Consider the following 25356-nt stretch of genomic DNA (forward strand, 5'->3'; position numbering starts at 1 on the left):
AAAGAATAATGGCTATCGAAATCAAAGTACCGGACATCGGGGCTGATGAAGTTGAAATCACCGAGATCCTGGTCAAAGTGGGCGACAAAGTTGAAGCCGAACAGTCGCTGATCACCGTAGAAGGCGACAAAGCCTCTATGGAAGTTCCGTCTCCGCAGGCGGGTATCGTTAAAGAGATCAAAGTCTCTGTTGGCGATAAAACCCAGACCGGCGCACTGATTATGATTTTCGATTCCGCCGACGGTGCAGCTGACGCTGCACCTGCTCAGGCAGAAGAGAAGAAAGAAGCAGCTCCGGCAGCAGCACCAGCGGCTGCAGCGGCAAAAGACGTTAACGTTCCGGATATCGGCAGCGACGAAGTTGAAGTGACCGAAATCCTGGTGAAAGTTGGCGATAAAGTTGAAGCTGAACAGTCGCTGATCACCGTAGAAGGCGATAAAGCTTCTATGGAAGTTCCGGCTCCGTTTGCAGGCACCGTGAAAGAGATCAAAGTGAACGTGGGTGACAAAGTGTCTACCGGCTCGCTGATTATGGTCTTCGAAGTCGCGGGTGAAGCAGGCGCGGCAGCTCCGGCGGCTAAACAGGAAGCAGCTCCGGCAGCGGCCCCTGCATCAGCAGCTGGCGTGAAAGAAGTTAACGTTCCGGATATCGGCGGTGACGAAGTTGAAGTGACCGAAGTGATGGTGAAAGTGGGCGACAAAGTTGCCGCTGAACAGTCACTGATCACCGTAGAAGGCGATAAAGCTTCTATGGAAGTTCCGGCTCCGTTTGCAGGCGTCGTGAAGGAACTGAAAGTCAACGTTGGCGATAAAGTGAAAACTGGCTCGCTGATTATGATCTTCGAAGTTGAAGGCGCAGCGCCTGCGGCAGCTCCTGCGAAACGGGAAGCGGCAGCGCCGGCTCCGGCAGCAAAAGCTGAAGCTCCGGCAGCAGCACCGGCTGCGAAAGCGGAAGGCAAATCTGAATTTGCTGAAAACGACGCTTACGTTCACGCGACTCCGCTGATCCGCCGTCTGGCACGCGAGTTTGGCGTTAACCTGGCGAAAGTGAAGGGCACTGGCCGTAAAGGTCGTATCCTGCGCGAAGACGTTCAGGCTTACGTGAAAGAAGCTATCAAACGTGCAGAAGCGGCTCCGGCGGCGACTGGCGGCGGTATCCCAGGCATGCTGCCGTGGCCGAAGGTGGACTTCAGCAAGTTTGGTGAAATCGAAGAAGTGGAACTGGGCCGTATCCAGAAAATTTCTGGTGCGAACCTGAGCCGTAACTGGGTGATGATCCCGCATGTTACTCACTTCGACAAAACCGATATCACCGAGCTGGAAGCGTTCCGTAAACAGCAGAACGAAGAAGCGGCGAAACGTAAGCTGGATGTGAAGATAACCCCAGTTGTCTTCATCATGAAAGCGGTTGCTGCAGCTCTTGAGCAGATGCCTCGCTTCAACAGTTCGCTGTCGGAAGACGGTCAGCGTCTGACCCTGAAGAAATACATCAACATCGGTGTGGCGGTGGATACCCCGAACGGTCTGGTTGTTCCGGTATTCAAAGACGTCAACAAGAAAGGCATCATCGAGCTGTCTCGCGAGCTGATGACTATTTCTAAGAAAGCGCGTGACGGTAAGCTGACTGCGGGCGAAATGCAGGGCGGTTGCTTCACCATCTCCAGCATCGGCGGCCTGGGTACTACCCACTTCGCGCCGATTGTGAACGCGCCGGAAGTGGCTATCCTCGGCGTTTCCAAGTCCGCGATGGAGCCGGTGTGGAATGGTAAAGAGTTCGTGCCGCGTCTGATGCTGCCGATTTCTCTCTCCTTCGACCACCGCGTGATCGACGGTGCTGATGGTGCCCGTTTCATTACCATCATTAACAACACGCTGTCTGACATTCGCCGTCTGGTGATGTAAGTAAAAGAGCCGGCCCAACGGCCGGCTTTTTTCTGGTAATCTCATGAATGTATTGAGGTTATTAGCGAATAGACAAATCGGTTGCCGTTTGTTGTTTAAAAATTGTTAACAATTTTGTAAAATACCGACGGATAGAACGACCCGGTGGTGGTTAGGGTATTACTTCACATACCCTATGGATTTCTGGGTGCAGCAAGGTAGCAAGCGCCAGAATCCCCAGGAGCTTACATAAGTAAGTGACTGGGGTGAGGGCGTGAAGCTAACGCCGCTGCGGCCTGAAAGACGACGGGTATGACCGCCGGAGATAAATATATAGAGGTCATGATGAGTACTGAAATCAAAACTCAGGTCGTGGTACTTGGGGCAGGCCCCGCAGGTTACTCCGCTGCCTTCCGTTGCGCTGATTTAGGTCTGGAAACCGTAATCGTAGAACGTTACAACACCCTTGGCGGTGTTTGCCTGAACGTCGGCTGTATCCCTTCTAAAGCACTGCTGCACGTAGCAAAAGTTATCGAAGAAGCCAAAGCGCTGGCTGAACACGGCATCGTCTTCGGCGAACCGAAAACCGATATCGACAAGATTCGTACCTGGAAAGAGAAAGTGATCAATCAGCTGACCGGTGGTCTGGCTGGTATGGCGAAAGGCCGCAAAGTCAAAGTGGTCAACGGTCTGGGTAAATTTACCGGGGCTAACACCCTGGAAGTTGAAGGTGAGAACGGCAAAACCGTGATCAACTTCGACAACGCGATCATTGCAGCGGGTTCTCGCCCGATCCAACTGCCGTTTATTCCGCATGAAGATCCGCGTATCTGGGACTCCACTGACGCGCTGGAACTGAAAGAAGTACCAGAACGCCTGCTGGTAATGGGTGGCGGTATCATCGGTCTGGAAATGGGGACCGTATACCACGCGCTGGGTTCACAGATTGACGTGGTTGAAATGTTCGACCAGGTTATCCCGGCAGCTGACAAAGACATCGTTAAAGTCTTCACCAAGCGTATCAGCAAGAAATTCAACCTGATGCTGGAAACCAAAGTTACCGCCGTTGAAGCGAAAGAAGACGGTATTTATGTGACGATGGAAGGCAAAAAAGCACCCGCTGAACCGCAGCGTTACGACGCCGTGCTGGTAGCGATTGGTCGTGTGCCGAACGGTAAAAACCTCGACGCAGGCAAAGCTGGCGTGGAAGTGGACGACCGTGGTTTCATCCGCGTTGACAAACAGCTGCGCACTAACGTACCGCACATCTTTGCTATCGGCGATATCGTCGGTCAGCCGATGCTGGCACACAAAGGTGTTCACGAAGGTCACGTTGCCGCTGAAGTTATCGCCGGTAAGAAACACTACTTCGATCCGAAAGTTATCCCGTCCATCGCCTATACCGAACCAGAAGTTGCATGGGTGGGTCTGACCGAGAAAGAAGCGAAAGAGAAAGGCATCAGCTATGAAACTGCCACCTTCCCGTGGGCTGCTTCTGGTCGTGCTATCGCTTCCGACTGCGCAGACGGTATGACCAAGCTGATTTTCGACAAAGAATCTCACCGTGTGATCGGTGGTGCGATTGTCGGTACTAACGGCGGCGAGCTGCTGGGTGAAATCGGCCTGGCAATCGAAATGGGTTGTGATGCTGAAGACATCGCACTGACCATCCATGCGCACCCGACTCTGCACGAGTCTGTGGGCCTGGCGGCAGAAGTGTTCGAAGGTAGCATTACCGACCTGCCGAACCCGAAAGCGAAGAAGAAGTAATTTTTCGTTTGCCGGAACATCCGGCAATTAAAAAAGCGGCTAACCACGCCGCTTTTTTTACGTCTGTAATTTACCTTTCCAGTCGCCTTGCTCCGCGCTCAGAGAGACGTTCGCGTACTGCTGACCGTTGCTCATTATTCAATCGGGCAGTACGGTTACTGTCGTTTAGACGTTGTGGGCGGCTCTCCTGAACTTTCTCCCGAAAAACCTGACGTTGCTCAGGTGATGCTGATTGAACACGCTGGCGGGCGTTATCACGTTGCTGTTGGTTCAGTGGGCGCTGCTGTACTTTTTCCTTAAACACCTGGCGCTGTTCGGGAGTTGCAGACTGAATACGCTCACGCGCTGCCTCTTTTCGCTGCTGGTTCTGTGGGTTAGTCTGCATTTTCTCGCGGACTGCCTGGCGCTGCTCAGGCGAGGCCGACTGATAACGTTGACGAGCGGCGTCCTTTTGTTGCTGGGTCAGTGGTTGGCGACGGCTGAACTCGCGGAAGTCGTCATAGCTCCCATAATGTTCCGCTTCATTAAATCGCTGTGCCGCAGCCTGACGTTGAGTATATCGCGTAATGACTGGCGCAGTGTATGTTCGTTGCTGAAACTGACTTGCTGCTGCCTGACGCTGACTGTCGCGCGATAGAGCAGGTAACTGCGTGGCGCTCATGCCGCCGTTGACATCGGTTTGGTGAAACCGCTTTGCCATATCCTGATCATGATAGGGCACACCATTACGGTAGTTTGGATTGTGCCGCCATGCCATATTGTTATCAGTAAGATGCTCACCGGTGATATGGTTGAAATTATTGACGTCGATATTGATGTTGTCGCCGTTGTGTTGCCAGTCATTACCGTCACGATGACCGCCATCGTGGTGATGATAATCATCATCGTCATGATGATGATGGTCATGATCCTCGTCGTCCCAGTCGATGCTGCTGAATAGTGCGTATGTGGTAGCAACGCCCATGCTATAGCCGAATCCGCGCACAAAGCTGTCAACAAACGGTTCTCCGGCTGGTGGTGGCAGATAAACTGGCGGATAAGCGGTATTGGCCCAACTGCCGTAAACCACGTTTGGGTTGTAGTTCGGAATATAAACCACATCCGGATTGGCTGGCTCAATGGTTATTACGGTCGGTGCAGGTTCTGCGACGACGGGGCTGGACGTAGAAACGGTATTTGATTGTGTGACAGGGGCGTTGGCGGGCTGATTTACCGGTACGACTTTTTTCGTTGTCGTGATGATCTTTTGTTCAGTTGATGACTTCAGCGAGCCGGTTTGTTGCGCCAGTTGCCGCAATCGCTGTACCGAGTCCATCACGTCCTGCGGCTGCGCCAGAAAAGCATCGCCCAGGTTTTGCACCCATTGCGGGTTTTCGCCCATCAATGCCATCAACTGTGGAAAGGCCACCAGTGATTTGACGCTGGCGTCCCAGGGCTGGTCAGATACCGCCTGAATAGCAGCATCGCCTTGTTTAAGTGGATTATCGTGCGACCATTGCACTGCTTGAGCAACGTTTGTCGGATAGGTTGATGCCATCAGCACCTGCGAAAGTAGGGCGTCGGGATACAGCGCGACGGGCGCGACCCATTGATCTATTTGTGCAGTGCTGAATGCAGATTTGACGACGGCAGGTGTTACGGGAGGTGCGGAAACCGTTGCAGGAAGCGTAACTGCGGAGATGTCAGGCGCATTCTGTTGTGTCGATTGCGCTTCCACAGGCGCTTCCACTGTGCGGCTTTTTATATATAGCCCGGCAGAGGCGGCACAAAGCCCGGCACTGCAAATTAGCGCCAGCACATGGGGTTTAAACGGCAAAGTCATTTTCATAATTCGAATCTCAAGGAAATCGCAATGGTCGGCGAACTGCCACCCGCAGGTGCTGAGAATCCGAGTATAAAGAGGCGGTAGTTTAAATTTTGACTAATCTTGGGATTCGTTGAGAAAGGTGATTATCACCATGCGAATTAACGAAGTTTTTACGGAGGGAAACAATCTCTAGACCATCCTTAACGATTCAGCCACTTTTTTATGTTGCTTTTTTGTAAACAGATTAACACATCGTCAAAATCCTGCTATTCTGCCCGTTGCGGTACTGGGCATTTACCCTACAAACTGCTGTCTCACAGGAGCGTGAAGAGAATCGCCTGCCGCACTATGACAATGAGAGCGAGGAGAACCGTCGTGCTAGAAGAATACCGTAAGCACGTAGCTGAGCGTGCCGCTGAGGGGATTGCGCCCAAACCCCTGGATGCAAACCAAATGGCCGCACTTGTAGAGCTGCTGAAAAACCCGCCCGCGGGCGAAGAAGAATTCCTGTTAGATCTGTTAACCAACCGTGTTCCCCCTGGCGTCGATGAAGCCGCCTATGTCAAAGCAGGCTTCCTGGCTGCTGTCGCGAAAGGCGAAGCCAAATCCCCACTGCTGACTCCGGAAAAAGCCATCGAACTGCTGGGCACTATGCAGGGTGGTTACAACATTCATCCGCTGATCGACGCGCTGGATGATGCCAAACTGGCACCGATCGCTGCCAAAGCACTTTCTCACACGCTGCTGATGTTCGATAACTTCTATGACGTAGAAGAGAAAGCCAAAGCAGGCAACGAATATGCGAAGCAGGTAATGCAGTCCTGGGCGGATGCCGAATGGTTCCTGAATCGCCCGGCACTGGCTGAAAAACTGACCGTTACCGTCTTCAAAGTCACAGGCGAAACCAACACCGATGACCTTTCTCCGGCACCGGATGCGTGGTCACGCCCGGATATCCCACTGCACGCGCTGGCGATGCTGAAAAACGCCCGTGAAGGTATTGAGCCAGATCAGCCTGGTGTTGTTGGTCCGATCAAACAGATTGAAGCTCTGCAACAGAAAGGTTTCCCGCTGGCGTACGTCGGTGACGTTGTGGGTACGGGTTCATCGCGTAAATCCGCCACGAACTCCGTTCTGTGGTTTATGGGCGATGATATTCCACATGTGCCGAACAAACGCGGCGGTGGTTTGTGCCTCGGCGGTAAAATTGCACCCATCTTCTTTAACACGATGGAAGATGCGGGTGCACTGCCAATTGAAGTGGACGTCTCTAACCTGAACATGGGTGACGTAATTGACGTTTACCCGTACAAAGGTGAAGTGCGTAACCACGAAACCGGCGAACTGCTGGCGACCTTCGAACTGAAAACCGACGTGCTGATTGATGAAGTGCGTGCCGGTGGTCGTATTCCGCTGATTATCGGGCGTGGCCTGACCACCAAAGCGCGTGAAGCACTTGGTCTGCCGCACAGCGATGTGTTCCGTCAGGCGAAAGATGTCGCTGAGAGCGACCGCGGCTTCTCGCTGGCGCAGAAAATGGTAGGTCGTGCCTGCGGCGTGAAAGGCATTCGTCCGGGCGCGTACTGCGAACCGAAAATGACTTCTGTAGGTTCCCAGGACACCACCGGCCCGATGACCCGTGATGAACTGAAAGACCTGGCGTGCCTGGGCTTCTCGGCTGACCTAGTGATGCAGTCTTTCTGCCACACCGCGGCGTATCCGAAGCCAGTTGACGTGAACACGCACCACACGCTGCCGGACTTCATTATGAACCGTGGTGGTGTGTCGCTGCGTCCGGGTGACGGCGTAATCCACTCCTGGCTGAACCGTATGCTGCTGCCGGATACCGTCGGTACCGGTGGTGACTCCCATACCCGTTTCCCGATCGGCATTTCTTTCCCGGCGGGTTCTGGTCTGGTGGCATTTGCAGCCGCAACAGGCGTAATGCCGCTGGATATGCCGGAATCCGTTCTGGTGCGCTTCAAAGGCAAAATGCAGCCGGGCATCACCCTGCGCGATCTGGTACATGCTATTCCGCTGTATGCGATCAAACAAGGTCTGCTGACCGTTGAGAAGAAAGGCAAGAAAAACATCTTCTCTGGTCGCATTCTGGAAATTGAAGGTCTGCCGGATCTGAAAGTTGAGCAGGCCTTTGAGCTGACCGATGCGTCCGCCGAGCGTTCTGCCGCTGGTTGTACTATCAAGCTGAACAAAGAACCGATCATCGAATACCTGAACTCCAACATCGTCCTGCTGAAGTGGATGATCGCGGAAGGTTACGGCGATCGTCGTACCCTGGAACGTCGTATTCAGGGCATGGAAAAATGGCTGGCGAATCCTGAGCTGCTGGAAGCCGATGCAGATGCGGAATACGCGGCAGTGATCGACATCGATCTGGCGGATATTAAAGAGCCAATCCTGTGTGCTCCGAACGATCCGGATGACGCACGTCCGCTGTCTGCGGTACAGGGTGAGAAGATCGACGAAGTGTTTATCGGTTCCTGCATGACCAACATCGGTCACTTCCGTGCTGCGGGTAAACTGCTGGATGCGCATAAAGGCCAGTTGCCGACCCGCCTGTGGGTGGCACCGCCAACCCGTATGGACGCCGCGCAGTTGACCGAAGAAGGCTACTACAGCGTCTTCGGTAAGAGCGGTGCGCGTATCGAGATCCCTGGCTGTTCCCTGTGTATGGGTAACCAGGCGCGTGTAGCAGACGGTGCGACGGTGGTTTCCACCTCTACCCGTAACTTCCCGAACCGTCTGGGTACTGGCGCGAATGTCTTCCTGGCTTCTGCGGAACTGGCTGCTGTTGCGGCGCTGATTGGCAAACTACCGACGCCGGAAGAGTACCAGACCTACGTGGCACAGGTGGATAAAACTGCCGTTGATACTTACCGTTACCTGAACTTCAACCAGCTTTCTCAGTACACCGAAAAAGCGGACGGGGTGATTTTCCAGACTGCGGTGTAACAGCCTGAAAATAGCTCAGGTGTTCTCCTGAATACCTGACAAGTAACACTTCTTTAAACCCCCTTTCTGCTCAAGGAAAGGGGGTTTATTTTTATTCCTTATTCTTTTCCACCTTTTAATCTTGCATAGTGCTGCGATAATTAAACCTAAGGTGCAATGCAGTAATGGCGCATTGCCGGGAGCAGAGGAACACACTATGGATTACGAATTTCTGCGTGATATTACCGGAGTGGTAAAGGTGCGTATGTCCATGGGGCATGAAGTGGTCGGGCACTGGTTTAACGAAGAGGTGAAAGAAAACCTGGCCTTGCTTGATGAAGTAGAAGACGCCGCGCGCACGCTCAAAGGTAGCGAACGTTCCTGGCAGCGGGCAGGGCATGAGTACACGCTATGGATGGACGGCGAAGAAGTGATGGTTCGCGCCAATCAACTGGAATTCGCTGGCGATGAAATGGAAGAGGGGATGAACTACTACGACGAAGAAAGCCTGTCGCTATGCGGCGTTGAGGATTTTCTGCAGGTGGTGGCTGCTTATCGTAATTTCGTGCAGCAAAAGTAAATAAATCTGGCGGAGCCCGCGAGCTCCGCCAGAGCCGTTAAACAGCGGGCATATTGCGCCCGTAATAAATCTCGCGCATTTCTTTCCACAGCGCAGCGGTAATTTCCTGGCGCTCGCTGTCGGTTAAATCTTCCGGTTTGGTGTGGAACATATAGTGCTTAAGGTCGAACTCTTTAAGCAACATCTTGGTATGGAAGATATTTTCCTGATAGACGTTTACATCCACCATGTCATACAGCGCCTTCATATCGTCAGACATAAAGTTCTGAATCGAATTAATCTCATGGTCGATAAAGTGCTTCATACCGTTAATGTCGCGAGTAAAACCGCGCACGCGATAATCAATGGTTACGATATCGGACTCAAGCTGGTGGATCAGGTAATTCAGCGCCTTCAGCGGAGAAATCACGCCGCAGGTAGAGACTTCAATATCGGCGCGGAAGGTACATAAACCGCCTTCAGGATGACTTTCCGGGTAGGTATGTACGCAAATATGACTTTTATCGAGATGGGCAACGACCGTTTCTGGCAGTGGGCCGGGGTGTTCTGTTTTGTCGATGAGTTTCGGGTCAACCGGTTCTTCACTCACCAGAATAGTGACGCTGGCACCCTGTGGTTCGTAATCCTGGCGGGCGATGTTAAGAATATTGGCCCCGATAATGGAACAGGTTTCTGACAAGATTTCGGTCAGACGGTTGGCATTATAGAGTTCATCGATATAAGCAATATAACCGTCGCGTTCTTCGGCAGTTTTGGCGTAGCAGATATCGTAAATACAAAAACTCAGACTTTTGGTCAGATTATTAAAGCCATGCAGTTTCAGTTTTTTCAATTTCTTATCTTCTCCTTAGGACGGCTGTGAAGCCAGTGCGTCTTGCAGATACTGAGGTAAGGCAAAAGCTGCCGTATGGATTGCCGGATTGTAATAACGGCATTTCAGGCCAGAAGCGAGAAAACGCGCCTGAATAATTTCGGTTGAGAGATGGCGTAAGGCATCGTTATCTGTCGCCCATGCAAAGGTCATGATGCCGCCGTAATAGGTCGGGATCGCCGCCTGATAAAAGCCAACGTCGCTGAAGTAATGGCTGAGTTTGCGATGACTGTCGATAGCCTCTTCCTGCTGTAAAAAGCAGACGCCGTTTTGTGCGACGAAGATACCGCCAGGATTCAGGCAGCGTTTACAACCTTCATAAAATGCTGAGGTGAACAGACTTTCGCCGGGACCGATAGGATCGGTGCAGTCGGAGATAATGACATCAAAAGTCTGGTTGGTTTGATTAACGAAATTGACGCCATCGTCGATCACCAGTTTAAAGCGCGGATCGTCGTAGCTACCAGCGTTATGGTTGGGTAGATACTGACGGCAGAACGACACGACACTCGCATCGATTTCCACCATCGTGATTGACTCAACGTTTTTATGTCGGGTCACTTCACGCAGCATGGCACCGTCGCCGCCGCCGATAATCAGCACATGTTTCGCGTGACCGTGGGCCAGTAGCGGAACATGGGTCATCATCTCATGATAGATAAACTCGTCGCGTTCGGTGGTTTGTACTACGCCATCCAGCGCCATTACGCGACCAAATGCGGCATTCTCAAAAATGATCAGATCCTGGTGATCGGTCTTTTCATGATACAGAACGTTATCTACCGCAAAGTACTGCCCAAACTGGTCGTGTAGCGTTTCATGCCACTGTTTTTTTTCGGCCATGGGTTGATACCTCCTTTGTTAACACCCGTAAAAAAAGGGCGCAACATAATAGCTAACATTGACCGTGGATGCACGGTCAATATTTCTACAAAAAGGTATCAGGGATTATTTGACGTAGGCAAGCAGGCTTAAGGAATCGCGGGCCAGGGCTTTGCATTTTTTAGCGACGGGAATGCCAATGCCGCTGAGATCGCGGTAGCTGTCTTCACCGAGGGCTTTCATGTCGAAGGTGTCGTAATTACTGAGATCCCACTGGTTTTGCTGGGCGAAAAAGACCAGTGCGCGACGAATTTGCCCGTTAGGTAAGTTCTGGTAACCACAATCGTTCTTCAGAAAGACAAAAACTGCCGTTAAATCGGCCATATCTTCGGCTTCAGACTCGCTGAGCGCGTAACTGTTTGCGCAGACGGCCATCAGGCTGCCGAATAACACTGTTCTGAAAAACGTCTTCATTGCTTCTACCAGGGGCTTAAAGAAGATAAACGTTAGCACACTGCGAGCGAGGCGACGACCATTATTGTCGATTAAATTGTGTCTGCGGCTTGACCTTCCCGTAAGGGGAAGGACTATGCTCAACGTTTGATTTTGTTTCGCCTGCTTAAGAATAAGGAAATAACTATGCAACGTCGTGATTTCTTAAAATATTCCGTCGCGCTGGGCGTGGCTTCGGCTTTACCGCTGTGGAGCCGCGCAGTATTTGCGGCGGAACGCCCAACGTTACCGATCCCTGATTTGCTCACGACCGATGCCCGTAATCGCATTCAGTTAACTATTGGCGCAGGCCAGTCCACCTTTGGCGGGAAAACCGCAACTACCTGGGGCTATAACGGCAATCTGCTGGGGCCGGCGGTGAAATTACAGCGCGGCAAAGCGGTAACGGTTGATATCTATAACCAACTGACGGAAGAGACGACGTTGCACTGGCACGGGCTGGAAGTACCGGGTGAAGTCGACGGCGGCCCGCAGGGAATTATTCCGCCAGGTGGCAAGCGCTCGGTGACGTTGAACGTTGATCAACCTGCCGCTACCTGCTGGTTCCATCCACATCAACATGGCAAGACCGGGCGACAGGTGGCGATGGGGCTGGCTGGTCTGGTGGTGATTGAAGATGACGAGATCCTGAAATTAATGCTGCCAAAACAGTGGGGTATCGATGATGTTCCGGTGATCGTTCAGGATAAGAAATTTAGCGCTGACGGGCAGATTGATTATCAACTGGATGTGATGACCGCCGCCGTGGGCTGGTTTGGCGATACGTTGCTGACCAACGGTGCAATCTACCCACAACACGCTGCCCCGCGTGGTTGGCTGCGCCTGCGTTTGCTCAATGGCTGTAACGCCCGCTCGCTCAATTTCGCCACCAGCGACAATCGCCCGCTGTATGTGATTGCCAGCGACGGTGGTCTACTACCTGAACCGGTGAAGGTGAGCGAGCTGCCGGTGCTGATGGGCGAGCGTTTTGAAGTGCTGGTGGAGGTTAACGACAACAACCCCTTTGACCTGGTGACGCTGCCGGTCAGCCAGATGGGAATGGCGATTGCGCCTTTTGATAAGCCGCATCCGGTAATGCGGATTCAGCCGATTGCCATTAGTGCCTCTGGTGCTTTGCCAGACACATTAAGTAGCCTGCCAGCATTACCTTCGCTGGAAGGGCTGACGGTACGTAAGCTGCAACTCTCTATGGACCCGATGCTCGATATGATGGGGATGCAGATGCTGATGGAGAAATATGGCGATCAGGCGATGGCCGGGATGGATCACAGCCAGATGATGGGCCATATGGGGCACGGCAATATGAATCATATGAACCACGGCGGGAAGTTCGATTTCCACCATGCCAATAAAATCAACGGTCAGGCGTTTGATATGAATAAGCCGATGTTTGCGGCGGCGAAAGGGCAGTACGAACGTTGGGTTATCTCTGGCGTGGGCGACATGATGCTGCATCCGTTCCATATTCACGGCACGCAGTTCCGTATCTTGTCAGAAAATGGCAAACCGCCAGCGACTCATCGCGCAGGCTGGAAAGATACCGTTAAGGTAGAAGGTAATGTCAGCGAAGTGCTGGTGAAGTTTAATCACGATGCACCGAAAGAACATGCTTATATGGCGCACTGCCATTTGCTGGAGCATGAAGATACGGGGATGATGTTAGGGTTTACGGTATAAAAAGACCGTATTCGGAAATATGCCCGGATCTCTCCGGGCATTATGGTTACTTCACATCATCCGGCAGCGCATAAGCCACAATATAGTCGCCCATCTTCGTACCAAATGAACCGTGACCGCCTGCGGAGATCACCACATACTGCTTACCATTCACTTCATAGGTCATTGGCGTAGCCTGACCACCCGCCGGTAAACGGCCCTGCCACAGTTTTTCACCGTTGCTCATGTTGTAAGCGCGCAGGTAGTTATCTGCCGTAGCGGCGATAAACAGTACGTTACCCGCTGTGGAGATTGGCCCGCCCAGCATCGGCATACCCATATTGAACGGCACCGGTACAGGCATCGGGAACGGCATACTGTCCTGCGGCGTACCAATACGTTTCTTCCACACCACTTCATTGGTTTTCAGATCCAGCGCCGAGATATAGCCCCATGCTGGCTGTTTACATGGCAGACCAAACGGTGAGAGGAACGGATTGAGCGTGACGCCATACGGTACACCGTACTGCGGCTGAATGCCGGATTCCGTACCCGTGCCTTTGGCATCTTTCGGCTGTTCCATCGGATTACCCGGACCGCGCGGGATCAGTTTCGAAACAAACGGCAGTGCCATTGGGTTGGCAATTGCCACTTCACGATTCGGATCAACGGAAATCCCGCCCCATTCGAACATCCCCAGGTTACCAGGGAAGACCAGAGTACCCTGTTCAGATGGTGGGGTGAAAATGCCTTCATAGCGCATCTGGTGGAACATCACGCGGCACACCAGCTGGTCAAACATGGTGGCTCCCCACATATCCGCACCGCTCAAATCTTTCGTCGGACGGAAGCTCAGTTCCGAGAAGGGTTGAGTTGGGGTGACGTAATCGCCTTTCGCTGCACCTTGAGGAACCGGTTTTTCCGGGGCCGGAACCACCAGTTCGCCGTTACGACGATCGAGCACAAAAATGTTGCCGGTTTTCGCTGGAGCATAAATGACCGGAACCTTTTGACCGTTAACGGTGATGTCCGCCAGCGTCGGCTGTGCCGGAAGATCCATATCCCACAGGTCGTGGTGAACGGTCTGGTAGCTCCACGCCAGTTTCCCGGTAGTGGCATTCAGCGCCAGAATCGAGCTGGCATAACGTTCCTGTTCCGGTGTGCGGTTACCACCCCAGATATCCGGCGTGGTCACGCCCATCGGCAGATACACCAGATCCAGCTTCGCGTCATAGGCCGCAGGTGCCCACGAGTTTGGTGAGTTAAAGGTAAAGGTGTGTTCGTCAGACGGGATCGCGTTAGGATCTTTCGCGCCGGGATCAAAAGCCCACAACAGCTCCCCGGTGTTGACATCAAAACCACGGATCACGCCAGACGTTTCGCGGGTTGAGAAGTTGTCGGTAACTGAACCGGCCATCACGATGGTTTTATCGGTGATAATCGGCGGCGAAGTCGGCTCATACAGACCCGGTTTGGTGTCCGGCATATTGCTTTGCAGATTAAGCACGCCTTTATTAGCGAAGGTTTCGCACAGCTTGCCGTTTTCAGCGTTAATCGCAATCAGGCGACCATCATTGACCGGAAGAATGATACGACGCGGGCAATCCGCCATCACTTCCGGCGAGGCCGTTTCTGCTTCATGATAAGAGACGCCACGGCAGGTTACGTGCTGGAAAGACTCGTTGGTTTTCAGCTCAGGATCGTAATGCCATTTCTCTTTGCCGCTGGCGGCATCGAGCGCAAACAGTCGCTGGTGCGCGGTACACAGGTAAAGGGTGTCGCCCACTTTAATCGGCGTCACTTCATTGGTGATTTCGCCCGGATCGTTCGGCTGTTTCACATCGCCTGTACGGAACACCCAGGCTTCTTTCAGGTTATGGACGTTATCGGCGTTAATCTGTTTCAGCGGCGAAAAGCGTTGACCTTCCTGATTGCGACCATACGCAGGCCAGTCCTGATCGGCAACCGGTGAGATGGCTTCGGCAGGTGTGGCATCGGCGCTTAAGGTGCCGTTGATTTCCTGCGGATCGTTAAATCCCGCCCAGGTGAGGATTCCGCCACTAATCAGCAACGCCACCACCAGAGCGGCAACTGCGCCGCTGGCAGGAATGACCAGGCGACGCCAGACAAACGGCAGGATCAGCCAGATGCCGAAGAAGACCAGAATGTCGCTGCGCGGAGTCAGCGCCCAGAAGTCGAAACCAACTTCCCAGACGCCCCAAATCATGGTGCCGAGCAGCAGGGCGGCGTATAGCCAAAGCGCGGCACGTTTACTGCGCCACAGCATCCAGGCGACGCCGAGCATCACAAGGCCAGCGATAGGGTAGTACCAGGAGCCGCCAATCGCGACCAGCCAGCCTCCGCCAATGAGTAGATACAGCCCGCAAAGCGCTGCAAAAAGGGCTGTTAGCGTGACGAGTAATCGTCGCGAGCCTGTATTGTTAATTGCCATAAAGAGACACCATTTCAATTCATTAATATTTTAGTAGCAATTAATTATAGGTTTTAACATGTGTGATCGTCATCACAATTCGAGCTTTATTAACAGATTCCGCGAATGAATAGTTTTACTGGTATACTGCGTGTCTTGCGCTTTGTTGCGGTGCCAAAACCTGCCCGTGCGAAGTGATTTGTTTTTAAATCATATGGTTAGAGATATGAAACATACTGTAGAAGTAATGATCCCCGAAGCGGAGATTAAAGCGCGTATCGCCGAACTGGGTCGTCAGATTACTGAGCGTTACAAAGACAGCGGCAGCGATATGGTGCTGGTGGGTCTGCTGCGTGGCTCATTTATGTTTATGGCGGACCTGTGTCGTGAAGTTCAGGTATCTCATGAAGTCGATTTTATGACCGCCTCCAGCTACGGTAGTGGCATGTCCACCACCCGTGATGTGAAAATCCTCAAAGATCTGGATGAAGATATCCGTGGCAAGGACGTGCTGATTGTTGAAGATATCATCGACTCGGGTAATACACTGTCGAAAGTGCGTGAGATCTTAAGCCTGCGCGAACCGAAGTCGTTGGCGATTTGTACGCTGCTGGATAAACCGTCCCGTCGTGAAGTGAACGTCCCGGTAGAATTCATCGGTTTCTCGATCCCGGATGAGTTTGTGGTGGGTTACGGCATTGATTACGCACAGCGTTACCGTCATCTGCCGTATATCGGCAAAGTGATTCTGCTGGACGAGTAAGTGTGAAGTTGCCGGATGTGTTGCATCCGGCATGGCATTTTTATTTGTGGTTGGCGTGTTTCAGCTTGAGATTGGAAATCCCGTGACGGTAACGTTGCTCAAGAGTTTCGCGGTTGGTCGCTGTGACATCCAGATCACGCAGCAAGCCGTCGTGAATGCCGTAGGCCCAGCCGTGAATGGTGACTTTCTGCCCGCGTTTCCACGCTGATTGCATAATGGTGGAGTGGCCCAGGTTATACACCTGTTCCATGACGTTCAGTTCACACAAGGTATCCAGACGGCGCTCTTGCGGCATTTCGCCGAGCAATGAGCTATGTTTGAACCAGATATCGCGGATATGCAGCAGCCAGTTGTTGATAAGCCCCAGTTCCGGGTTTTCAACTGCGGCTTGTACGCCGCCGCAACCGTAGTGACCACAGATAATAATGTGTTCAACTTCGAGTACATCCACTGCATACTGAACCACGGAAAGGCAGTTCAGGTCGGTGTGAATGACCAGGTTAGCAACATTACGGTGAACAAAGAGTTCGCCCGGCTCAAGACCGGTTAAACGTTCTGCAGGAACGCGACTGTCGGAACATCCAATCCATAGAAAGCGCGGTTTTTGCGCTTGTGCCAGTTTCTCAAAAAACCCGGGATCCTCTTCCACCAGCATTTTTGACCATAGTGCATTGTTGCTGATGAGTGTATCTATGTCTTTCATGGAGGTTAACGACCTGTAACCAAATAATTACGTTTGGCTAATATAGGGCAACTCCGGGACGATTTAAACCACAGATAAAGTGTAAGAACGTAAGGTAAGTAAAAATTTATGACCATTGCACTGGAACTTCAACAGCTTAAAAAAACCTATCCAGGCGGCGTTCAGGCGCTTCGTGGAATAGATTTGCAGGTCGAAGCGGGTGATTTTTATGCGCTTCTCGGGCCGAACGGGGCCGGGAAATCGACCACTATCGGTATTATCAGCTCTCTGGTAAATAAAACCTCCGGGCGGGTCAGCGTATTTGGTTACGATCTCGAGAAGGATGTCGTGAACGCTAAACGTCAGTTGGGACTGGTGCCGCAGGAATTTAACTTCAACCCGTTTGAAACCGTGCAGCAAATTGTGGTGAATCAGGCAGGGTACTACGGTGTGGAGCGTAAAGAAGCGTATATCCGCAGCGAAAAGTATCTTAAACAGCTCGATCTATGGGGGAAACGCAACGAACGTGCTCGCATGTTATCGGGCGGGATGAAGCGCCGTTTAATGATTGCCCGTGCGTTAATGCATGAACCTAAACTACTGATTCTCGACGAGCCAACGGCAGGCGTGGATATCGAACTTCGCCGCTCAATGTGGGGCTTTTTGAAGGATTTAAACGACAAAGGCACCACCATCATTCTCACCACACACTACCTGGAAGAAGCAGAAATGCTGTGCCGCAATATCGGCATTATTCAGCACGGTGAGCTGGTAGAAAATACTTCGATGAAGGCGCTGCTGGCGAAGCTGAAATCAGAAACCTTTATTCTCGATCTCGCACCGAAAAGCCCGTTACCGAAGCTCGATGGCTATCAGTATCGACTGGTCGATACCGCGACGCTGGAAGTTGAAGTGCTGCGTGAGCAGGGGATCAACAGCGTATTTACGCAGTTAAGTGAGCAGGGCATTCAGGTATTAAGTATGCGTAACAAAGCTAACCGTCTGGAAGAGCTGTTTGTTTCACTGGTTAATGAAAAACAAGGAGATCGCGCATGATGCATCTTTACTGGGTGGCGCTAAAAAGCATCTGGGCGAAAGAGATCCATCGCTTTATGCGTATCTGGGTGCAGACGCTGGTGCCGCCAGTCATCACCATGACCCTTTACTTTATTATCTTCGGTAACCTGATTGGTTCGCGTATTGGCGATATGCATGGCTTCAGCTACATGCAGTTCATTGTACCGGGGCTGATCATGATGTCGGTAATCACCAACGCCTACGCTAACGTCGCGTCATCATTTTTTGGTGCCAAATTCCAGCGTAATATTGAAGAGCTGCTGGTAGCGCCGGTTCCGACTCACGTCATTATTGCCGGATATGTCGGCGGTGGCGTGGCGCGTGGTCTGTTTGTTGGCATTCTGGTGACGGCAATTTCACTGTTTTTTGTGCCGTTTCAGGTGCATTCGTGGGTATTTGTCGCTTTAACGCTGGTGCTCACGGCGGTGTTGTTCTCCCTTGCGGGTTTGCTGAACGGCGTGTTTGCCAAAACGTTCGATGACATCAGCCTGGTGCCAACCTTTGTGTTAACGCCACTTACGTATTTGGGCGGGGTCTTTTACTCACTGACTTTGTTGCCGCCGTTCTGGCAAGGGCTGTCGCATCTGAACCCAATCGTTTATATGATCAGTGGTTTCCGCTACGGCTTCCTCGGTATCAATGATGTTCCGCTGGTCACTACCTTCGGTGTACTGGTGGTCTTTATTGTGGCGTTTTATTTGATCTGTTGGTCGCTGATCCAACGTGGACGTGGTTTGCGTAGCTAAGGCTATTTCCTCTCTTCTGGATTTAGGGGAGAGGAGTTTTGACGGCTATCACCCTTTATCAACAATGGTCAGGGTAGACTGATTTTCGGCTAAGGAGGAAGGCGATGTTAGGTTGGGTAATTACCTGTCACGATGACCGGGCGCAAGAGATACTGGATGCGCTGGAGAAAAAACATGGGGCGCTTCTTCAGTGCCGGGCCGTGAATTTCTGGCGCGGATTAAGCTCTAATATGCTCAGCCGCATGATGTGCGATGCTCTGCATGAAGCGGACTCTGGTGAAGGTGTCATCTTCTTAACCGATATAGCCGGAGCGCCGCCGTACCGCGTGGCTTCGCTATTAAGCCATAAACATTCCCGCTGCGAAGTGATTTCTGGCGTCACGTTACCGTTAATTGAGCAGATGCTGGCCTACCGTGAAACGTTATCCAGCGCAGAGTTTCGCGAGCGTATTGTCGAACTGGGTGCGCCGGAGGTGAGTAGTCTTTGGCACCAGCAACAAAAAAATCCGCCTTTCGTCCTCAAACATAATTTGTATGAGTATTAACCCGCGATTCTGATGACGCTTTTGCTACAATAAAAGCGTTGTTTCACCCTCGGTTATTTTTTCATGTACAAACAAGCTGTTATTCTCCTGCTGATGCTGTTTACCGCAAGCGTCAGTGCCGCGTTACCTGCCCGTTATATGCAAACCATCGAAAATGCTGCGGTCTGGGCGCAAATTGGCGACAAGATGGTGACGGTGGGGAATATTCGGGCCGGACAAATCATTGCCGTGGAGCCCACTGCCGCAAGTTATTACGCATTTAATTTTGGCTTTGGTAAAGGGTTTATCGATAAAGGTCATCTCGAGCCGGTTCAGGGGCGACAAAAAGTTGAAGACGGTTTGGGTGACCTCAACAAGCCGCTGAGTAATCAGAACTTAGTTACCTGGAAAGATACGCCGGTCTATAACGCGCCGAGTGCGGGCAGTGCGCCGTTTGGGGTACTGGCGGACAATTTGCGCTACCCGATTTTGCATAAACTGAAAGACAGGTTAAATCAAACCTGGTATCAGATCCGTATTGGCGATCGACTGGCCTATATCAGCGCGCTGGATGCCCAACCCGATAATGGCCTGCCGGTGCTAACCTATCACCATATTCTGCGCGACGAAGAAAACACCCGTTTTCGCCATACTTCGACGACCACCTCGGTACGCGCTTTCAATAACCAGATGGCCTGGCTGCGCGACAGGGGATACACGACACTGAGCATGGTGCAGCTGGAAGGTTACGTGAAGAATAAGATCAATCTCCCTGCGCGAGCGGTGGTGATTACCTTTGATGATGGCCTCAAGTCGGTGAGCCGCTATGCGTATCCTGTGTTGAAACAATATGGCATGAAGGCGACGGCGTTTATTGTTACCTCGCGCATCAAACGTCACCCGCAGAAGTGGGACCCAAAATCGCTGCAATTTATGAGCGTTTCTGAGCTTAACGAAATTCGCGATGTTTTTGATTTCCAGTCACATACCCATTTTTTGCATCGGGTGGATGGTTATCGCCGACCCATATTACTGAGCCGTAGTGAGCATAATATTCTGTTTGATTTTTCACGTTCACGACGCGCTCTGGCGCAATTTAATCCGCATGTCTGGTATCTTTCGTATCCGTTTGGCGGATTTAATGACAAAGCCGTGAAGGCAGCAAAAGAAGCCGGATTTCACCTGGCGGTGACAACCATGAAAGGCAAAGTAAAACCGGGGGATAATCCGTTGTTACTAAAACGACTTTATATCTTAAGAACGGATTCGCTGGAGACGATGTCGCGGCTGGTGAGTAACCAGCCGCAGGGATAACAATCAGGCAACCTGTACCGGAATGGCTTTCGCGGTACGTTTCATTTCATTGTCGCCTTCAAAATAGGCGACGTTGGGTCGCCAGGTGCGAGCTTCTTCATCTGGCATAGTAACGAAGCTGGCGATGATGACAATATCGCCGACGCTGGCGCAGTGGGCCGCCGCACCGTTAACGGAAATAATTCTCGAACCGCGTTCTGCCGCGATGGCATAGGTGGAGAAACGCTTGCCGTTGGTCACATTCCAGATATCAATGGCTTCGTTTTCGAGAATACCAGCTGCGTCAAGAAAATCCTGGTCAATGGCGCAAGAACCTTCATAGTGCAGGTCCGCATGAGTCACTTTCACGCGGTGGAGTTTGCCCTGCAGCATCGTGCGAATCATAACTTCTACCTTTCTACCCTGTCGTTAACGAAGCAGGCGATGCCTGCTTTGAGGAAATTCTCACGCAGTATTGCCCGATTTTTGATGAGTGTCTACTCATCTGATGGCATTTGCATCAGCAGTTTGCGTACCACGCCGAAGCGTGCCATGTAACGCCTGTAACGAATTGATATTTCTCTGAACGCTGCTCGGTAAACACTAAAGAGGTGGCTGACGACGGCGCGCCTTGACTGGATACTGCCTTCACGCAAGACAACACGGAAGGCAGGGAAGATGGATGCACCGAGTACCACACCGCATGATGCGGTATTTAAACAATTTTTAATGCATGCGGAAACGGCTCGCGACTTTCTGGATATTCATTTGCCAGCGGAGCTACGCGAACTGTGTGACCTCGACACGCTGCATCTTGAGTCGGGGAGTTTTATTGAGGAAAGCCTGAAAGGACACAGCACGGACGTACTCTATTCCGTACAAATGCAGGGCAATCCCGGTTATTTGCATGTGGTGATTGAACATCAAAGCAAGCCGGATAAGAAAATGACCTTTCGCATGATGCGCTATGCCATTGCCGCCATGCACCGGCATCTGGAGGCGGATCACGATAAGCTGCCGCTGGTGGTGCCGATTCTGTTTTATCAGGGCGAGGCCACACCTTATCCGCTCTCAATGTGCTGGTTTGATATGTTTTACTCGCCGGAGCTGGCGCGACGCGTTTACAACAACCCTTTCCCGCTGGTGGATATCACCATCACACCGGATGACGAAATCATGCAACATCGGCGGATTGCGATTCTCGAACTACTGCAAAAACATATTCGCCAGCGCGACTTAATGTTATTGCTGGAGCAACTGGTCACGCTGATTGACGAAGGGTACACTAGCGGAAGTCAGTTAGTTGCCATGCAAAACTATATGCTGCAACGCGGTCATACTGAACAAGCGGATTTGTTTTATGGCGTGCTGAGAGACAGGGAAACGGGAGGGAAGTCTATGATGACGCTGGCGCAGTGGTTTGAAGAGAAAGGGATTGAGAAGGGGATTCAGCAGGGAAGACAGGAAGTAAGTCAGGAATTCGCCCTGCGTCTTCTAAGTAAAGGAATGCCTCGGGAAGACGTTGCAGAGATGGCAAATTTACCTCTTGCTGAGATTGATAAACTGATTAACTAAGTTATCTGCATTATCAGTTTTAGCCAGATAATTGTTATTGTTAACTGACCAGATAATTAAGGGAACATATGGAAATAAAGACACGGAGAGAAACCAGGCAGACGTTGGCGCAGTGGTTTGAAGAGAAGGGAAGGCAGGCGCTTAGACAGGAGGTAAGTCAGGAATTCGCCCAGCGTCTTCTGAGTAAAGGAATGTCTCGGGAAGACGTTGCAGAGATGGCAACTTTATCTCTTACAGAGGTTGATAAGCTAATTAACTCTAACTAAGTTGTCTGCGTTATGAATTATCGCTTACAGATAACGTGGCAATGAATAACTGGCGCCATCAGCCGTAGCGCCAGTTAAGTATTACACCAGCTCGACGATTTTGTTGTCGATCAGGCGGGCATCGCCAAGCCAGGCGGCTACCAGAATCACTGCACGTTTGCTGTTTTCAGAGACTTCCAGCAATGTGTCGGCATCACGAATCTGAATATCATCGGCGCGGAAGCCTTTTTCATTCAGTTCTTGCCCGGCAATAGTAATAATTTCATCGAGATCCCGTTCGCCAGCCTGCAATTTGTCGGCAATCGAACTTAAAACCTTGTACAGACCAGGCGCAATTTTGCGTTGTTCCGCCGTCAGATAACCGTTACGGGAACTCAGCGCCAGACCGTCTTTGGCGCGCATAATTGGCACACCGACAATCTCAATATCAAAGCCCATATCAGCAACCATTTTGCGGATCAGCGCCAGTTGCTGAAAATCTTTTTCACCGAAGCAGGCGATATCTGGCTGGACCAGGTTGAACAGCTTGCTGACAATAGTCGAAACGCCGCGAAAATGTCCCGGACGGCTGGCACCTTCCAGCATGGTCGAAAGGCCAGGAACATCAACATAGGTGTGGGTTTCTGTACCGTTCGGGTAGATCTCTTTTACCGAAGGGGCGAAAACTAAATCCACTTTACGTTTGTTTAGCTTCTCGCAGTCTTCCTGCAAGGTCCGTGGATAACGTACCAGGTCTTCCGGGCGGTCGAACTGCATCGGGTTAACGAAAATACTGACGACGACCACATCGGCGCGGGCTTTGGCTTCGTCAACCAGCTTCATATGGCCATCGTGCAGATTCCCCATGGTTGGCACCAGCGCCACGCGCTTACCTTCCATACGCAGGCGGCGAATTTGCTGACGCAGCAGCGGCAGGGTTTCGATAATTAACACAACGTGACTCCTTAATGGAAACTGTGTTCTTCGCCCGGATAAACGCCGGACTCCACTTCAGCCATATACTGCCGCACAGCCGCGCGGATGTCGCCCGTTTCGGCGAGGAAATTTTTGGCAAATTTAGGGATATGACCGCCAGTAATGCCGAACGCATCGTGCATCACGAGGATCTGTCCATCGGTAACGTTGCCTGCGCCAATACCGATAACCGGGATCGCCAGTGCTTCGGTAATGCGTTTTGCCAGTTCAACCGGCACGCACTCCAGTACCAGCAGTTGTGCCCCAGCAGCTTCTAAGGCTAATGCATCGCTGAGCAGTCGATCGGCCGCTTCATCGCCGCGCCCCTGGACTTTGTAGCCACCGAAAATATTCACTGACTGTGGGGTTAAACCTAAGTGACCACAAACAGGAACGGCACGTTCGGTCAGCATTTGTACGGTTTCTACCAGCCACTCACCGCCTTCAATTTTGACCATGTTGGCCCCAGCACGCATAACCGTTGCGGCGTTTTCAAAGGCTTGTTCTGGTGTGGCATACGCCATAAACGGCAGATCAGCCAGCAGCAGGCAGTTTGGCGCACCGCGACGTACAGCAGCAGTGTGGTAGGCGATATCGGCAACGGTAACTGGCAGAGTGGAGTCATGCCCCTGAACCGTCATGCCCAGTGAATCGCCAACCAGCATGACGTTAAGCCCTTCATCGGCAAACAGTTTTGCGAAGCTATAGTCGTAAGCGGTGATGGTCGCGAAACGTTTTTTTTCTTGTTTGCATTTTTGCAATGAAGCAATAGTGGTTGGTTTCATAACGTATCCTGATAAGTAATGTCGTGCTGTCTGGCATTTTATCAGTCACATTGGTGGGGGCAATGATTTATCAATTACCGCACCGCCAGATGATGGCGGTGCGGTTAAACCTGTTACTCGTAGGTGACCTGGAATGTACTGGTAGCCTTAAATCCGCCGGGTTTCACAGTTGCATTACCATCGCGTTTTAATGTTGCCTGAAATTTCAGGTCCTGGGTTGTAGTACGACCGTTGGCATTAGGATAATCTGGGTTATAAATTCCATTGTTTTCTCCAGGATCATCTTCAGCATCGTTATAGCTTGATGTCTCATCATTTGGCTTAAGCGTGAAATTTTGTGAATTTTTGCTGTTGGGTAACCCTTCAATAAGTACTCCGGCACCTTTTGCATCATCGGTTCCTGTCAAAGTATTACCAAGCAACAGAAGATTATTCACTCCTACTACATTAGATTTTAGTTTTGTTTTAATACTGCTTATACGAACACAATTTTGCAGCGAGATCTGAAAATTAACAGGTGTTGTAGAATCTGAGGTGATCTGTCCAACAGTATATTCCCCGAGATTTACGGTTGATCGCGTTACGCTCTCACCCAAAAGGATAGACGTAAAGCATGTTGGCAGTTGGATATTGATGTCTGTTAAATTAAAATCAATTTTTAGCATCTTAGATGCACTTACATTTGGAACCCCTGGCCCTTCATTTGCGAATGAATACAAATAATCACCAGTATGTTTTAATTGCACGTTAGTATTTGGAGCAGGGTTAAAACTGCTGTCGGTATAGAATTCCACCGTGGCATCGTGCAAAAGACCTCCGACTGCTTGATACCTGGAAGTATTACATTGACCTCGTATATAATCACCCGTAATAGAAAATTGTACAGTGTGCCAGCCATCGTCTCCAACGTATATATCTGGAGAGCTTGAGCGAAGTTCATACGACCAGAATCTATTGAGCATTAACGTATAATATAGACCGGTTACATTAGTTTCATATAATCTGTGCCCATCTGCCATTTTTCCTGAGTCAACCATGTTATGCCGGACAGTAATTGGCATACCGCTGGAATTATTTTTTGAAGTACAATATACAAACCCACGGCTACTTGATGTGTCCAGTTCACTCCAATATAATTTTATTTTTGCATTGGTCGGTGTGGTGGATGTTGGATTATAAAATACAATATTGTTTACTCCACCAACCGGATAGGAAAATGATATTAGTTTATCGCCTGATGGGCCATTAAGGTTTCCTACGCCAGCATCGTCACCGACCATAAAAGTAAGATTTTCAGCATTTACATTATTAATGCTGGCTGTGATAATCCATAAAAAAAGAAAGTATTGGAACGCTGACTTCATCTTATCACTCCTTTGAAAAAATAATATTTGTAGATGCGTTATGTC

General features: G+C 51.1%; 22 protein-coding genes. 12 read left to right on the plus strand and 10 right to left on the minus strand.

Features of this window, described 5'->3' with window-relative positions; genetic code table 11:
* Positions 1-8 precede the first annotated feature (8 nt).
* Together aceF and lpdA are read left to right on the plus strand one after the other, a co-directional pair.
* A complete protein-coding gene (aceF, locus tag ACJHWK_RS06525; RefSeq protein WP_001520495.1) occupies positions 9-1901 on the plus strand; it encodes a pyruvate dehydrogenase complex dihydrolipoyllysine-residue acetyltransferase in 1893 nt (630 codons plus the stop codon).
* 324 nt (positions 1902-2225) lie between these two features.
* A complete protein-coding gene (gene lpdA, locus ACJHWK_RS06530) occupies positions 2226-3650 on the plus strand; it encodes a dihydrolipoyl dehydrogenase (protein WP_000102485.1) in 1425 nt (474 codons plus the stop codon).
* Positions 3651-3720: 70 nt separating this feature from the next.
* Here the strand turns inward: lpdA and ACJHWK_RS06535 are convergent, their stop codons facing one another.
* Positions 3721-5478 (minus strand): DUF3300 domain-containing protein, encoded by a 1758-nt coding sequence (locus ACJHWK_RS06535; RefSeq protein WP_001520496.1) that lies wholly within the window; start codon positions 5476-5478, stop codon positions 3721-3723.
* 354 nt (positions 5479-5832) lie between these two features.
* On the opposite strand from ACJHWK_RS06535, the gene acnB reads away from it, so the two are divergent.
* The gene (acnB, locus tag ACJHWK_RS06540) at positions 5833-8430 is read left to right on the plus strand and encodes a bifunctional aconitate hydratase 2/2-methylisocitrate dehydratase (RefSeq protein ID WP_001303793.1); all 2598 of its coding nucleotides are present in this window, start codon (positions 5833-5835) and stop codon (positions 8428-8430) included.
* A 196-nt stretch (positions 8431-8626) separates the two neighbouring features.
* Entirely contained in the window at positions 8627-8989 is a 363-nt protein-coding gene (gene yacL / locus ACJHWK_RS06545) for a protein YacL (protein ID WP_000384304.1), read from the plus strand.
* Positions 8990-9026: 37 nt separating this feature from the next.
* Here the strand turns inward: yacL and speD are convergent, their stop codons facing one another.
* The 3 genes from speD to ACJHWK_RS06560 all read right to left on the minus strand — a co-directional run bounded on the left by speD (position 9027) and on the right by ACJHWK_RS06560 (position 11156).
* Positions 9027-9821: an adenosylmethionine decarboxylase gene (gene speD / locus ACJHWK_RS06550; RefSeq protein ID WP_000734287.1), complete on the minus strand. Its 795-nt coding sequence runs from the start codon at positions 9819-9821 to the stop codon at positions 9027-9029.
* Positions 9822-9836: 15 nt separating this feature from the next.
* Entirely contained in the window at positions 9837-10703 is an 867-nt protein-coding gene (gene speE, locus ACJHWK_RS06555) for a polyamine aminopropyltransferase (RefSeq protein ID WP_000818425.1), read from the minus strand.
* A gap of 105 nt (positions 10704-10808) precedes the next feature.
* Complete coding sequence (locus tag ACJHWK_RS06560; RefSeq protein WP_001295568.1) at positions 10809-11156, minus strand: YacC family pilotin-like protein; 348 nt, start codon at positions 11154-11156, stop codon at positions 10809-10811.
* Between the two features lie 165 nt (positions 11157-11321).
* Here ACJHWK_RS06560 and cueO point away from each other — a divergent pair, with 165 nt between their 5' ends.
* A complete protein-coding gene (gene cueO / locus ACJHWK_RS06565; RefSeq protein ID WP_001550615.1) occupies positions 11322-12872 on the plus strand; it encodes a multicopper oxidase CueO in 1551 nt (516 codons plus the stop codon).
* A gap of 46 nt (positions 12873-12918) precedes the next feature.
* Here cueO and gcd read toward each other — a convergent pair whose 3' ends face one another.
* Entirely contained in the window at positions 12919-15303 is a 2385-nt protein-coding gene (gcd, locus tag ACJHWK_RS06570; protein ID WP_021516789.1) for a quinoprotein glucose dehydrogenase, read from the minus strand.
* 205 nt (positions 15304-15508) lie between these two features.
* Between gcd and hpt the strand changes: the two genes are divergently transcribed.
* Complete coding sequence (hpt, locus tag ACJHWK_RS06575) at positions 15509-16045, plus strand: hypoxanthine phosphoribosyltransferase (RefSeq protein WP_000683335.1); 537 nt, start codon at positions 15509-15511, stop codon at positions 16043-16045.
* A 40-nt stretch (positions 16046-16085) separates the two neighbouring features.
* On the opposite strand, the gene can is transcribed toward hpt, so the two are convergent.
* Positions 16086-16748 carry a carbonate dehydratase gene (gene can / locus ACJHWK_RS06580; RefSeq protein WP_000651599.1) on the minus strand — a complete coding sequence of 221 codons (663 nt, stop codon included), beginning with the start codon at positions 16746-16748 and terminating at the stop codon, positions 16086-16088.
* Between the two features lie 108 nt (positions 16749-16856).
* On the opposite strand from can, the gene ACJHWK_RS06585 reads away from it, so the two are divergent.
* From ACJHWK_RS06585 to ACJHWK_RS06600, 4 genes are all read left to right on the plus strand, one after another.
* A complete protein-coding gene (locus ACJHWK_RS06585) occupies positions 16857-17783 on the plus strand; it encodes an ABC transporter ATP-binding protein (RefSeq protein WP_000150637.1) in 927 nt (308 codons plus the stop codon).
* Positions 17780-18550 (plus strand): ABC transporter permease, encoded by a 771-nt coding sequence (locus tag ACJHWK_RS06590; protein ID WP_000972203.1) that lies wholly within the window; start codon positions 17780-17782, stop codon positions 18548-18550. The genes ACJHWK_RS06585 and ACJHWK_RS06590 overlap by 4 nt, the downstream gene beginning before the upstream one ends.
* 104 nt (positions 18551-18654) lie before the next feature.
* The gene (locus tag ACJHWK_RS06595) at positions 18655-19095 is read left to right on the plus strand and encodes a PTS sugar transporter subunit IIA (protein ID WP_000901983.1); all 441 of its coding nucleotides are present in this window, start codon (positions 18655-18657) and stop codon (positions 19093-19095) included.
* Positions 19096-19158: 63 nt separating this feature from the next.
* Entirely contained in the window at positions 19159-20388 is a 1230-nt protein-coding gene (locus ACJHWK_RS06600) for a polysaccharide deacetylase family protein (RefSeq protein ID WP_001520502.1), read from the plus strand.
* Positions 20389-20391: 3 nt separating this feature from the next.
* On the opposite strand, the gene panD is transcribed toward ACJHWK_RS06600, so the two are convergent.
* Positions 20392-20772, minus strand: coding sequence for an aspartate 1-decarboxylase (panD, locus tag ACJHWK_RS06605; RefSeq protein ID WP_000621515.1), 381 nt, complete (start codon positions 20770-20772; stop codon positions 20392-20394).
* A gap of 273 nt (positions 20773-21045) precedes the next feature.
* Here panD and rpnC point away from each other — a divergent pair, with 273 nt between their 5' ends.
* Together rpnC and ACJHWK_RS06615 are read left to right on the plus strand one after the other, a co-directional pair.
* Positions 21046-21942, plus strand: a complete 897-nt coding sequence (rpnC, locus tag ACJHWK_RS06610; RefSeq protein ID WP_000339918.1) for a recombination-promoting nuclease RpnC — start codon at positions 21046-21048, stop codon at positions 21940-21942.
* 68 nt (positions 21943-22010) lie between these two features.
* Positions 22011-22208, plus strand: coding sequence for a transposase (locus tag ACJHWK_RS06615; RefSeq protein WP_410234807.1), 198 nt, complete (start codon positions 22011-22013; stop codon positions 22206-22208).
* An 81-nt stretch (positions 22209-22289) separates the two neighbouring features.
* Here ACJHWK_RS06615 and panC read toward each other — a convergent pair whose 3' ends face one another.
* From panC to ACJHWK_RS06630, 3 genes are all read right to left on the minus strand, one after another.
* Positions 22290-23141, minus strand: a complete 852-nt coding sequence (gene panC / locus ACJHWK_RS06620) for a pantoate--beta-alanine ligase (protein ID WP_001520505.1) — start codon at positions 23139-23141, stop codon at positions 22290-22292.
* Positions 23142-23152: 11 nt separating this feature from the next.
* Positions 23153-23947: a 3-methyl-2-oxobutanoate hydroxymethyltransferase gene (panB, locus tag ACJHWK_RS06625; RefSeq protein ID WP_000805471.1), complete on the minus strand. Its 795-nt coding sequence runs from the start codon at positions 23945-23947 to the stop codon at positions 23153-23155.
* Between the two features lie 113 nt (positions 23948-24060).
* Positions 24061-25311 (minus strand): fimbrial-like adhesin, encoded by a 1251-nt coding sequence (locus ACJHWK_RS06630; RefSeq protein ID WP_410234808.1) that lies wholly within the window; start codon positions 25309-25311, stop codon positions 24061-24063.
* Positions 25312-25356: the final 45 nt, after the last annotated feature.

The sequence above is a fragment of the Escherichia sp. WS547 genome (genome assembly GCF_046486065.1).
Lineage (GTDB): Bacteria > Pseudomonadota > Gammaproteobacteria > Enterobacterales > Enterobacteriaceae > Escherichia > Escherichia coli.

Coding starts and splice junctions, on each gene's coding strand:
- aceF (WP_001520495.1), top strand. CDS start 9: ATGGCTATCGAAATCAAAGTACCGGACATCGGGGCTGATGAAGTTGAA.
- ACJHWK_RS06590 (WP_000972203.1), top strand. CDS start 17,780: ATGATGCATCTTTACTGGGTGGCGCTAAAAAGCATCTGGGCGAAAGAG.
- ACJHWK_RS06585 (WP_000150637.1), top strand. CDS start 16,857: ATGACCATTGCACTGGAACTTCAACAGCTTAAAAAAACCTATCCAGGC.
- lpdA (WP_000102485.1), top strand. CDS start 2,226: ATGAGTACTGAAATCAAAACTCAGGTCGTGGTACTTGGGGCAGGCCCC.
- gcd (WP_021516789.1), bottom strand. CDS start 15,303: ATGGCAATTAACAATACAGGCTCGCGACGATTACTCGTCACGCTAACA.
- ACJHWK_RS06615 (WP_410234807.1), top strand. CDS start 22,011: ATGGAAATAAAGACACGGAGAGAAACCAGGCAGACGTTGGCGCAGTGG.
- hpt (WP_000683335.1), top strand. CDS start 15,509: ATGAAACATACTGTAGAAGTAATGATCCCCGAAGCGGAGATTAAAGCG.
- ACJHWK_RS06560 (WP_001295568.1), bottom strand. CDS start 11,156: ATGAAGACGTTTTTCAGAACAGTGTTATTCGGCAGCCTGATGGCCGTC.
- panB (WP_000805471.1), bottom strand. CDS start 23,947: ATGAAACCAACCACTATTGCTTCATTGCAAAAATGCAAACAAGAAAAA.
- rpnC (WP_000339918.1), top strand. CDS start 21,046: ATGGATGCACCGAGTACCACACCGCATGATGCGGTATTTAAACAATTT.
- yacL (WP_000384304.1), top strand. CDS start 8,627: ATGGATTACGAATTTCTGCGTGATATTACCGGAGTGGTAAAGGTGCGT.
- ACJHWK_RS06595 (WP_000901983.1), top strand. CDS start 18,655: ATGTTAGGTTGGGTAATTACCTGTCACGATGACCGGGCGCAAGAGATA.
- ACJHWK_RS06535 (WP_001520496.1), bottom strand. CDS start 5,478: ATGAAAATGACTTTGCCGTTTAAACCCCATGTGCTGGCGCTAATTTGC.
- ACJHWK_RS06600 (WP_001520502.1), top strand. CDS start 19,159: ATGTACAAACAAGCTGTTATTCTCCTGCTGATGCTGTTTACCGCAAGC.
- can (WP_000651599.1), bottom strand. CDS start 16,748: ATGAAAGACATAGATACACTCATCAGCAACAATGCACTATGGTCAAAA.
- speE (WP_000818425.1), bottom strand. CDS start 10,703: ATGGCCGAAAAAAAACAGTGGCATGAAACGCTACACGACCAGTTTGGG.
- ACJHWK_RS06630 (WP_410234808.1), bottom strand. CDS start 25,311: ATGAAGTCAGCGTTCCAATACTTTCTTTTTTTATGGATTATCACAGCC.
- panD (WP_000621515.1), bottom strand. CDS start 20,772: ATGATTCGCACGATGCTGCAGGGCAAACTCCACCGCGTGAAAGTGACT.
- cueO (WP_001550615.1), top strand. CDS start 11,322: ATGCAACGTCGTGATTTCTTAAAATATTCCGTCGCGCTGGGCGTGGCT.